Source organism: Chitinophaga deserti (genome assembly GCF_003149455.1).
In the GTDB taxonomy this organism is placed as follows: Bacteria; Bacteroidota; Bacteroidia; order Chitinophagales; family Chitinophagaceae; genus Chitinophaga; species Chitinophaga deserti.
Window position 1 is genome coordinate 39,466 of sequence record NZ_QFFK01000018.1, and the last position, 10,189, is coordinate 49,654.

Genomic DNA, 10,189 nt, shown 5'->3' on the forward strand with positions numbered 1-10,189 from the left:
CCAGACCGGGTATTGTTCCTGGTTTGGCCATTTCTTATTTAGGTTGATGTTGTTACACCAGCACCACCTCCGGGTTCACCGGCTTGTTATTACAAAGCTGATCCACACTGCGCAGGGTGCATTCCGCAATCTGCTGCAGGGCCTCTTCGGTGAAGAAAGCCTGATGGCCGGTAACGAGTACGTTCGGGAAACTCATGAGGCGCTGAATGGTATCGTCTTCAATGATGCTGGCAGACAGGTCTTTAAAGAAAAGCTTTTCTTCCTGCTCATATACATCAATGCCGAGGTAGGCGATCTGCCCGGTTTTGAGGCTTTCTATTACATCGGCAGTATGGAGCAGTCCGCCTCGGCTGGTATTGATGATGGTTACGCCTTTCTTCATCAACCGGAGGGATTCGCGGTTGATGAGGTACTTGCTTTCGGGAGTAAGCGGGCAGTGGAGGGAAATAATATCAGAAGCAGCCAGCACTTCATCAAACTGCAGGTATTCCACTCCGGATTCCGTTAACGAGGCATCGGGGAAAGGATCAAAGGCGATTACCCTGCAGCCGAAGCCTTTCATGATAAGGCAGAAGGCTTTACCGATTTTACCTGTTCCCAATACACCTACCGTGCGGCCGAATAGGTTGAAGCCCAGTAAGCCATTGAGTGCGAAGTTTTGCTCGCGTACACGGTTATAGGCTTTATGTGTTTTCCGGTTGAGGGTGAGCAGCATGGCTACGGCATGTTCTGCCACAGCTTCCGGAGAATAGGCAGGCACACGGCACACCCTGATGCCATGTTTACGTGCGGCATCGAGGTTTACGTTATTGAAGCCGGCACAGCGGAGGGCCAGTACCTTTACGCCTTTGGCGGCGAGGATAGCGATTACTTCTTCAGTCAGTTTATCATTTACGAAAGTGCAGACTACGGGCGTACCATCATCTACTGCATTCACGATGTGAGGGCCGAGATGGGTTTCGAGGAATTCCAGTTCGAAGCCGTATTGTTCGTTGGCCTTTTCGAAAAACTGCCTGTCGTAAGGTTTGGCGGAGAAGAATACCATTTTCATAAGCATGAAAGTACAAAACGGCACGTTCTGTTCAAACATGACATTGGTCAATGCAGTTGGCGGAATTTTATATCTTTAACCCAATAACTACATGATGAAGATCACCCTGTACCTTACCCTGCTGGCTATATGCCTGAACGGATGCGATTTTTCTTTTTTCAGGAAAGATCTTAATATCCCGGATTCCGTGGCCATCAAAAAAACGGAAAAGTATATACAGATTAGGAATACCCGTATTTTTATCGTTCCTCCCAAAGGATACACAACCGATAAAACAGGTCAAAAACTTTACTTAGGGAAAAATGCCGAGATATTGGTATTGGAAAAACCCAATAGGGGTTTCCAGCAGGCTTATGAAGATCACATCAAACTTCCTGTTTCCAAAATGCAGGGCAATCCTTTCCAATCAGAAGTTCAGTATGCCAAACGGTTCAGGATAGGAGCTGACAGCGCAGCACTGGTATTGATTACAGATACCAAAACGAAGATCAGCAGAATTGATTTAGTCATCGGGAGCGAATTCAAATCAATGTTCATTACTTCCTCTTTCCCAACAAATCAATCTTCCATATTGAAGGAAATACTCGCGTCCATACAAACTGCCTATATGGACCACTCAATTACTATTGACTATGAAAGCATTGCAACATTCTCCTTTGATGTATCAGGCGAACGATTTGCATATAGTCATAGGGAAAATGAAATCGCGTTTTACACCTACACCAATACCGTAAATTCATATGTAAGTTCAATCGCTATTATCCCGAGTATGTATCCTTTAACAATCCAGGATCTGAATACTGAAATGCCCTCCCTCATACAAAAATTGATGGATAAAAAAACTATCCAACAAATTCCAAACTACGAACAAGTGGAGATCAATGGTTACAAAGGGATTCATCTCAGTTATTATGGGAAATATCCAACAGGAGATGCACAGGTTTACCACTTGTTTTTGTCCAGCAAAGAAACTGCTGTAACATATTTGTGCTTCATCGACCCAACCGACAAAGCCCTCTTCGAAACCGCTAAATCCCTCGCTAAAAACATCCGCCTGAAGTAAAACATCCCCCTGCCATAAAAAAATGTTGGACGATCGGGTATTTCTCAATATGTTTGTACATATGAACAATAGCACTACAGGGAAACAACCGTAGCGCTGCTGTACTATACCTATGTTATGACCACCGAATTGGGACTAAACAGTGAATTGACAACTAGAATTATATAAAAATTTACATGCAGACGAACAGAAGAATTGGGGTAGATGTGGGCGGGAGCCATGTTTCCGCGAGTATTTTCAACGAAGGGCAGCTGTACGCTCCTATGCGGACGGCCCGCTATCCGCTGGATTCACACAGCACGGCAGACGAGATCCTGGGGGCCATAGCCTCCTGCATCGGGGATGTTATAGAACCCGGTTGCACCGGCATAGGGATCGCGTTTCCCGGTCCGTTTGATTATGAGAAGGGAGTATGTGCCATCCCGGCTTCGGTAGGGAAATTCGGCAACCTCTTTGGCCTGCATGTTAAACAGGCCCTGCAGGATTATCCTGAAACCGGCGGCCTGCCCCTGCACTTCGACAACGATGCGCATTGTTTCGCATATGGCGCACAGCAGCTGATGCAGCTGAAAGGAGATAAAACCGTACTGCTCACACTGGGCACCGGCTTCGGCTCCGCTTTCCTCGTTAACCGTAAACTGGCCACCTCCGGCGAAGGTATCCCGGCATCCGGCGCGTTCTTCGATCAGCCGTACGGTACCGCACTGGCAGACGATCATTTCTCCACCCGCTGGCTGCTGAATGCTTTTACCGCCGCCACCGGAAAAGAAGTCACCAGTGTACGCGAATTTACCACGCAGCATCCCGCTGCCGCTATGCCTGTATTCAGCACCTTTGGCCATAACCTCGGCGCTTTCCTCCGCCCATGGCTGGAAGCTTTCGGTTGTGAAGAACTGGTAATCGGCGGCAATATCTCCAAAGCATTTAACCTTTTTGAACCTGCACTCCTGCAGCAACTGGAAGGTCTCAACATTGATATCCGCTATTGCAACGATACGGAAGCCTGCATCCTTGCCGGTGCAGCCAGTCTGCATACTGAAAAGACGCAGACACCCGCACGCAGCACCACCCAGCCATTGCTGCCCGTAAAGGCCAACACGCCTGAAGGTTATAACATCTTCCCCTCCTACCAGACCGGGCAATCTGTTCAGGAAGGCTTCGACGCGCTGGCAGCTCAGATTGCCGGAGAAACCTCAGTTGTGATCGACGGGTTTGGCGGCATGCTGTGGGAACCTTTCAGAACCGCATTGCATGAGGCTTTACGGAAACGGAACATTCCGGTGTACTGGTACGATGCCAGCGCCTGCATGTATGATGATGCTGTGATCGGTGAGAAAATAGCCTATGCACTGGGGGGCGATGATCCTGTATTCGGAACGCGGTACACCGGAGAGCCGGGCGATTTCTTCGACCCTGCCAAACTTGCCATGCTGCGGCCCGGAAAGGCCCCCGGCATTCACATCGCCTACGGCACAGGTGCTGCATTGGCTACCTTCCCCGGTAAGCTGGTGTATGCCGATGTACCTAAAAATGAAATTCAGTACCGGATGCGTGCCGGGAGTATCACCAACCTCGGATCGCAAACCGCTTCCTATAAACGCTTTTACTTTGTGGACTGGCCCGTGCTTAACCTGCATAAGGCTTCCCTCCTTTCCCGTATAGATATCATCGCCGACGCGCAGCGGCCGGATGCACTCACCTTCATGAACGGTGATGCCTTCCGCCAGTCGCTGGACGGTATGCTTACCACCCCCTTCCGTGCGCGTCCCTGGTTTGAAGCCGGCGTATGGGGCGGCGACTGGATGAAAAAGCACCTGCCGGGCCTCAACCCCGACGAAGTGAACTACGCCTGGTCGTTTGAGCTGATTACTCCTGAAAATGGGATTGTGCTGGAAGGGAACGGACTGCTCCTCGAAGTATCCTTCGACTTCCTGCTGTACCGCAACAACCAGCAACTGCTGGGTAATGCGGCCCAGCGCTTCGGTAATGCCTTCCCCATCCGGTTCGATTTCCTCGATACTTATGACGGAGGGAACCTGTCTATCCAGTGCCACCCGCGCCCTGCATATACCAAACAGCATTTCGGGGAATACTTTACGCAGGATGAAACCTATTACATCCTCGACTGTGAGCCGGATGCAGATGTATATCTCGGCTTCCAGGAAAACATAGACCCGCAAACGTTCCGCACAGCGCTGGACAATGCGCAGGAAAGGAATATCCCGCTTCAGGTGGAGCAATACATCCAGCGGTTCACTGCTGAAAAGCACGGACTGTATTTAATCCCCAACGGCACCGTGCACGCTTCGGGCAAAAACAATCTTGTACTGGAAATCAGCAGCACACCGTATATCTTCACCTTTAAGATGTATGACTGGCTGCGGCTGGGCCTCAACGGAGCACCGCGCCCCATCCACCTCGATCATGCTTTCGCCAACCTGTACTTCGACCGTAAAGGTGCGGCTGTCCAAAAGGACCTGATCTCCCATCCGCAGGTAACAGATACCTGGACCGGCGGCAGGAAAGTACAGCTGCCTACACATGCGGAGCATTTTTATACGGTAGACCGGTACGAGTTCTCCGGCAGTGTAACCATCCCTACCAACGGGCAATGCCACATCTGCATGCTCGTGGAAGGTGATGCGGTAAGTGTATCAGCCAATAACCGGGAACAGCGCTTCCATTATGCAGAAACATTTGTAGTGCCTGCAGCAGCCGGAACTTACGAATGCCGGTATGAAGGGAAAGGGAAAGCGTTTCTTGTAGTAGCTTACGTCAAAGAAGATCATTGCTGATTAATAATAGATAAAACGTTATGAACAACCGTCAACAGTTTTTTACCATTACCGTTACACTCATCGCTGCGCTGGGAGGTTTCCTCTTTGGGTTCGATATGGCCGTAGTAAGCGGCATCATCGACCCTGTGAAATCCCAGTTTGGCCTCTCCGCCTCGCAGGAAGGCTGGTTTGTATCCTGCGCATTGCTGGGATGCATCATCGGCGTACTGTTTTCCGGCAACCTGGCCGACCGTATCGGCCGCAAGAAAGTACTTTTCATTGCAGCGGTTTTGTTTCTTGTAAGCGCCGCGGGCTTTGCCTGGTCTGAGTCTTACACCGTACTGATCCTCTTCCGCATACTGGCGGGCATGGGTGTGGGTGTAGCCTCCAACATATCGCCACTGTATATTTCAGAACTGGCCCCGGCTCATCAGCGCGGCAGGCTCGTTACCTTTTACCAGCTGGCCATTACCATCGGCATCCTGTGCGCCTATATCAGCAACCTGTTCATCCAGCGGCATGCTGCCGTTGCCAGCCACGATGGCTTGATGGGATGGCTGTTTGCAGCGGAAGTATGGCGGGGGATGTTCCTGGTTGGGGCAATTCCCGCAGGTGCATTCTTTTTACTGCTGACCATTGTTCCTGAAAGTCCACGCTGGCTCGCGCAATATGGCAGAAACGACGAAGCACTTTCCATCCTTACCAATATCAGTGGTGCGGAAGAAGCGAAACGTGAGATGAATGCCATTGCATCCATCTCTAAAAAAGCAACAGGAGGATTCGGGGAGCTGATGCGCGCGCCTTTACGCAACCTGCTGATCATGGCAGCCGTACTCACGGCCCTTTCTCAGTTCAGCGGAATCAATGCCGTGATATTCTACGGTCCTACCATTCTGAAGAACGCCGGGATAGAAGCGGGCGATGCATTGCTCTACCAGGTTATGCTGGGCCTTGCAAATATGCTGTTCACCTTTGTAGCTATCTGGAAAGTGGACAGTCTGGGCCGCAGGCCTTTATACATCGTAGGCTCCCTTTGCTCCGCTATCGCACTTGCGGCTACGGGTGCCTGTTTCATGGCGGGCGTTACGGGGTGGACCATGCTGCTCTGCATCATGCTGTTCCTGTTCTTCTTCGCGTTTTCACTCGGCCCGCTGAAGTTCGTTATCGCTACGGAGATCTTCCCCACGCATGTAAGAGGAACGGCGCTTTCCATGTGCATCCTTACCATGTGGGTATCCGACTGGGTGGTGAACCTGCTGTTCCCTATGCTGCGCGACGGCATTGGGGTGGCGGCCACCTTCTTCATCTTCTCCGCCTGCTGCCTGATTTCATTCTTCTACGCTAAAAAATATTTGTTTGAAACGAAGGGTAAAACGCTGGAAGAGCTTTCTTCCGGGGAGATCCTTCCTGTGAGTCATTAAACAGCTAACTATGAGGAAATTGATGTTCGCCGCGCTGATGGTGTGTTCCATGCAGGGGATGGCGCAAAAAACAGTTCCGTACTTCGGTAAAATAAACTGGATCAGCGGATATGCGAGAGAGATTTCGGGCGAGAACATCCGTTATTTCTCAGCATTCCCCGACTATGCCAATATAGCACTCCTCACGCGTGCTACCGACGGACAGAAAGAGATCACCTGGGAAACGGCCCCCGTACCTGCAAAGGTAAAAGGGCAGTATGTGTACTTCAGCTGGGTAGCAGGCCATTCTTCCGCCACCAACAGCGGCAACCGCAATTTTGATCTGTATGCTGATGGCAGAAAGATACTCACGTTCACGACTAAACCCGGTAATACAGACCCCAACTGGTCGTATGCCGGGGCAGACAGCAGCCGTATTGTGTTTACCCAAACCAAGCGGGATGGCGCCAACGATGCGCATGGGCTCGCCTTCCTCCGCCTGCCGGTCTCTAAAGTAACGCCGGGCAAACCTGTTACCCTGAAAGTGGTGGGCCAGGCACAGCAGAGTAACGACTGGTACATGACGTTTAAATTCACCTTTGAGGAGAAAGTAGACATCGCAACACAGCCTTTCCTCCTGAAGAATGGCAAACAACCACTGTCGCTTACCGCGCTGCACTTCGGGCAGCCCCGCACCTTCCAGGTAAAGGCGGGCAATGCCATGCATTCCTTTGTGGTAAATGAAGGCCTTACCACTTTCGATGTACCCGTATCCCCTGTTTCGAAACCAGACAGCATACGCGTGCAAATCCTCGACGGCAAAAAGGTAGTAACGGATAAGTATGTGCAGTTAAAACCCATCGTACAGCGCGAACTTCATCTCATCCATCATTCCCATACCGATATCGGTTATTCTCATCTGCAACCCGATGTATTAAAAATACACCTCAAAAACATCGACGATGCGCTGGAAATGATCGCTGCCACGAAGGATTATCCTGAAGCGGCGCGGTTCAAATGGAACATCGAATCGCTTTGGGCGGTGGAACACTGGCTGAAGCAGGCCAGTCCCGAACGTAAAGCAGCATTCGTGCAGGCGGTGAAAGACGGCGGCATCTGCCTGTCGGCCCTTTACGCCAACATCCTCACCGGCCTCAGTCTCCCGGAAGAAATGTTCCACTACACGGATTACGCGGCGCAACTGAAAAAGGAATACGGCTTCAACATCCCCAGCGCCATGATCTCCGATGTACCAGGCTATACCTGGACGACGGTGACGGCCCTGGCAAAAGGGGGCGTTAAATACTTCTCCAGCGGCCCGAACTACCTCGGAGAGAACCACCCCTACCTGGGCGACCGTGTAGGGCATTTCGTGCGTACCTGGGGCGATAAGCCCGTATACTGGACCAGCCCCTCCGGAGAAGAGAAGATCCTGTTCTGGACAGGCGGCAAAGGCTATTCCTCCTGGCATGGCACCGCTCCCGGCGCAGTGTTCGAACGCGGGCCTAAGAAGATAGCCGATTATGTGCAGGAGCTGACGGATAAGAACTATCCCTATTCCATGGTGCAATGGCGCTATAATGTGGTGGCGGATAATGGTCCGATTGATACGGCCATCAGCCGCTTCGTGAAAGAATGGAATGAAAAGTACACTTCTCCCAAACTCATCCTCAATACGCCCGACCGCCTCTTCGCGGATTTCGAAAAGCTGTATGGTAAAGACCTGCCGGTTGTTACGGGAGACATTACGCCTTACTGGGAAGACGGGGCAGGTTCCACTGCACAGGAAGAAGGACAGAACCGCGTGAACAGCCTGCGCCTGCAGCAGATCGCCAATGCCTACGCCATCCTTGCACCGGGCCGTTACCAGCCGCAATCGTTTTACGAGGCATGGACCAACATCCTCATGTTCCACGAACATACCTGGGGTGCGCACAACAGCATATCCCAGCCGGATGTTTCGTTTGTAACAGAACAGTGGCGCATCAAGAAACTATATATGCAGGAAGGCGACCAGCAGACCAATGCCCTGAAAGCATCGCTCCTTGCTCCCATTGCAGAGGCATCCTCCAAACGGATTGTTGTAGTGAATACGCATTCCTGGCCGGCCTCCGGTCCGGTGGAAGTGGAGATGGCAGGTAAATCCGTAAAGGATGCGAAGGGAAAGAAATACCCGCTTCAAAAACTGCAATCCGGCAAGTACGTATTCATTGCGGAAAATGTACCCTCATTCGGATCTGCGGTGTATACCATTTCCGATGAAGCGGTTAAATCCGCAACGCCTTTCAAACGCGGGTCGCAATCACTTTCCAACGGGAATATTTCACTGGCCTGGGATGCGCAGAATGGCAGTATTACGGAACTTTCAGGTGCAGACGGGCATAACATGGCCGGTACCTTCCGGGAACAGGGACTGAACAGCTTCTGGTATGTACCCGGGCAGGACCCGGCCGCCGCACAATCCGCCCTCTCCTTACAGGCTACTGTGGTGGAAGAAGGTCCGGTAGTGACGGTGATATCTCTGAAAGGTGAAGCACCCGGCACCAACTCCATCGAAAAGCGCATTGTATTATATGCTGGAGCAAAGGAGGCAGTGATTGAAAACATCATTGATAAAAAGCCTGTTCGCAGTAAAGAAGCGGTTCACTTTGGATTCCCCTTCGGCATTGCTTCCGGCGAAACTACGCTGGACGCTGGTTATGGCACTACCCGTTATCTGAAAGATCAGCTCCCCGGCTCCAATATGGACTTCCTCTATGGCCGCCGCTGGCTGGATGTCTCGGATGCTACCCGCGGCCTGCAATGGATGCTGCTGGAAACGCCTATGGTAGAGCCCGGCGCCATGATCGACGAACGGCAGGTTATTAACGGCAGCCACAAGGAATGGCGCAAAGAAGGCAAACACACCTCCAACTGGTTTGCTTATGTGATGAACAATTACTGGCATACCAATTACAAGGCAGACCAGCAGGGCGTGAGCAATTACCGCTATGCACTTCGCCCCCATGGCGCTACTACCGGTACTGAAATGGAAAAAGCTGCCGCCATGTTCACACAGCCCTTCCTCAGCTTCCCGCTGAAGGCAGGTGTTACGGTAACGGGAAGCCTTTTCAGCCTGAGTAATCCTGCTATTGTTGCCACTTCTATCACACCATTGGAAAACGGCCGCCTGATGGTGCGCCTGTTCAATCCGGAGAAAACCGCACAAAGCACCCGGTTCATTTGGGGCTCCATGAAAGCCTCGGGCATTGTGCAACAGCAATCAGGAAAAGCATTGACAGTAAATGCTGATATTCAACTGCCGGGAATGGGTGTGCATGAATACATCATCATACCGTAAACGGCTATCCAGTTTGTTAAAATACTATCAGAAGCGCCATTTAAGTGTTTTTCAAGGTACGCCTTAGGATATTTTTCAAATCATTCATAATCAACCAATTGCTCTACCAACCTTCAGTCATCCTCCATCCATCCTCCTACCAACCTATAGCAAACCCTTGATTTTGCTGAACGTGGATGGAGGATGGATGGAGGATGGCAGTAGGATGTCAGTAATCAATCTGATGCGATATTAATGCAAGGCTGGTTTTCTCGGATACCAGCCTTGTTGTTTTCACCTGAATTCAATTTCCCGAAACCCCTGAGGCCGATTACAGGCCAATTAGAGGCCAATTACAGGCCGATTACACCGGGATTAGAGGCCGATTAGCGGCCAAATTGAGGCTAACCAAAATCGATTAATTTGCTAAAGCCTCCATATCAGCCTAAAAGTGTCTTACACTGAAAAAACTTTACAGGGTTAGGGGGTTAAGTACGGGATTGGCTTGACAGCATTGTCGTTAAACACTGTTTTCGCTTTACAGTTACTTGGCTTGCGATCAAATTCGCTTTACAATTG

General features: G+C 50.9%; 5 protein-coding genes. 4 read left to right on the plus strand and 1 reads right to left on the minus strand.

Annotated features, from left to right (window positions below; genetic code table 11):
• Nucleotides 1-52: 52 nt before the first annotated feature.
• Nucleotides 53-1,051 carry a 2-hydroxyacid dehydrogenase gene (locus tag DEV76_RS25640; protein ID WP_109700823.1) on the minus strand — a complete coding sequence of 333 codons (999 nt, stop codon included), beginning with the start codon at nucleotides 1,049-1,051 and terminating at the stop codon, nucleotides 53-55.
• A gap of 91 nt (nucleotides 1,052-1,142) precedes the next feature.
• Here DEV76_RS25640 and DEV76_RS25645 point away from each other — a divergent pair, with 91 nt between their 5' ends.
• From DEV76_RS25645 to DEV76_RS25660, 4 genes are all read left to right on the plus strand, one after another.
• On the plus strand, nucleotides 1,143-2,114 hold the full coding sequence (locus DEV76_RS25645; protein ID WP_109700818.1) for a hypothetical protein: 972 nt from the start codon (nucleotides 1,143-1,145) through the stop codon (nucleotides 2,112-2,114).
• A 176-nt stretch (nucleotides 2,115-2,290) separates the two neighbouring features.
• Nucleotides 2,291-4,909, plus strand: a complete 2,619-nt coding sequence (locus DEV76_RS25650) for an ROK family protein (RefSeq protein ID WP_109700819.1) — start codon at nucleotides 2,291-2,293, stop codon at nucleotides 4,907-4,909.
• Between the two features lie 20 nt (nucleotides 4,910-4,929).
• The gene (locus DEV76_RS25655) at nucleotides 4,930-6,312 is read left to right on the plus strand and encodes a sugar porter family MFS transporter (RefSeq protein ID WP_109700820.1); all 1,383 of its coding nucleotides are present in this window, start codon (nucleotides 4,930-4,932) and stop codon (nucleotides 6,310-6,312) included.
• Between the two features lie 10 nt (nucleotides 6,313-6,322).
• Nucleotides 6,323-9,631 carry a glycoside hydrolase family 38 N-terminal domain-containing protein gene (locus DEV76_RS25660; RefSeq protein WP_198652260.1) on the plus strand — a complete coding sequence of 1,103 codons (3,309 nt, stop codon included), beginning with the start codon at nucleotides 6,323-6,325 and terminating at the stop codon, nucleotides 9,629-9,631.
• Nucleotides 9,632-10,189 lie beyond the last annotated feature (558 nt).